2 protein-coding genes are annotated in these 1,282 nt (G+C 67.1%); both read left to right on the forward strand.

Annotation, left to right across the window (positions count from 1 at the left end):
• The first annotated feature begins 64 nt into the window (after nucleotides 1-64).
• Nucleotides 65-373, forward strand: coding sequence for a transposase (locus ACFU95_RS51015; protein WP_015654813.1), 309 nt, complete (start codon nucleotides 65-67; stop codon nucleotides 371-373).
• Nucleotides 370-1,242 (forward strand): IS3 family transposase, encoded by an 873-nt coding sequence (locus ACFU95_RS51020; RefSeq protein WP_383844812.1) that lies wholly within the window; start codon nucleotides 370-372, stop codon nucleotides 1,240-1,242. Before ACFU95_RS51015 ends, ACFU95_RS51020 begins: the two co-directional genes overlap by 4 nt.
• Nucleotides 1,243-1,282 lie beyond the last annotated feature (40 nt).

Here is a 1,282-nt window from a genome sequence, read left to right on the forward strand (position 1 = left end):
CTGGGCTTGATCCGCTTTGACGGACATCCGAGATCAGGGGTTCCGCCCCGGAAGGATGTCCATCATGGAGAGCATGGGGAAGAAGAAGCCTCGGCCTCGCCGTTCGTTCACGCCGGAGTTCAAGGCCGAGATCGTCGAGCTGTGCCGACGCGGTGACCGCTCGGTCGGTCAGATCGCCAAGGACTTCGACCTGACGGAGACCGCGGTGCGGCTGTGGGTCAGCCAGGCCGAGGTCGACGCGGGCGAACGCGATGGCCTGACCAGCAGTGAACGCGAGGAACTGGCCGCGTTGCGGCGGGAGAATCGCCGGCTGCGCGAGGACGTCGACATCCTCAAGCGGGCCACGGCTTTCTTCGCGAAGGAGACCCGGTGACGGTGCACCCGTTCATCGAGGCGGAGAAGCGAGACGGTCACAACGTCAAGCGCGCGTGTGAACTGCTGCAGGTCTCCCGAACCGCCTTCTATGCCCGCCGCACCGGCAGGCCCGGTCCGCGGGCGGTCCGTGACGCCGAGCTGACCGGGCAGATCACCGAGGTCCACGCCAAGTCCCGCGGCACCTACGGCGCTCCACGCATCCACGCCGTCCTGAAACGCGAGGGTGCTGTTTGCGGACGCCGCCGCATCGCCAGACTGATGCGAACGGCGGGCCTGGAGGGCCGCCACCGCAGACGACGGCACCTGACCACCATCCCCGACCCCCGCGCCGCCACCCGGCCCGATCTCATCCTGCGGCAGTTCGATCCCGACCCAACCGGCGTCGACACCCGCTGGTGCGGCGACATCACCTATGTCCCCACCGAGGAGGGCTGGCTCTATCTGGCCACCGTCATCGACATCGCCTCCCGGCGGGTGATCGGCTGGGCGACAGCCGATCACCTGCGAACCGACCTCGTCGCTGACGCCCTCATAGCGGCCTGCCGACAGCGTCGTCCCACCCGGCCGGTGATCTTTCACTCGGATCGCGGATGTCAGTACACCAGTCAGCAATTCGCCTCTCTGGCAACGAAGTTCGGCGTCCGCCTGTCCGTCGGCCGAACCGGGCAGTGCTGGGACAACGCACTCGCCGAGTCGTTCTTCGCCACCATCAAACGGGAGGTGCTCGACACGAGCACCTGGCCCAACCGGACCGCCGCCCGCACCGCGATCTTCGACTTCATCGAGGGCTGGTACAACTTGCACCGACTGCACAGCAGCCTCGGCTACCGCAGTCCCGCCGAATACGAGACCGCACTCGCAGCCTGACCACCACACGGATGGTGTCCGTCAAAGCGGAACAAGCTCA

The sequence above is a fragment of the Streptomyces sp. NPDC057623 genome, assembly GCF_042800355.1.
Classification (GTDB): Bacteria; Actinomycetota; Actinomycetes; order Streptomycetales; family Streptomycetaceae; genus Streptomyces.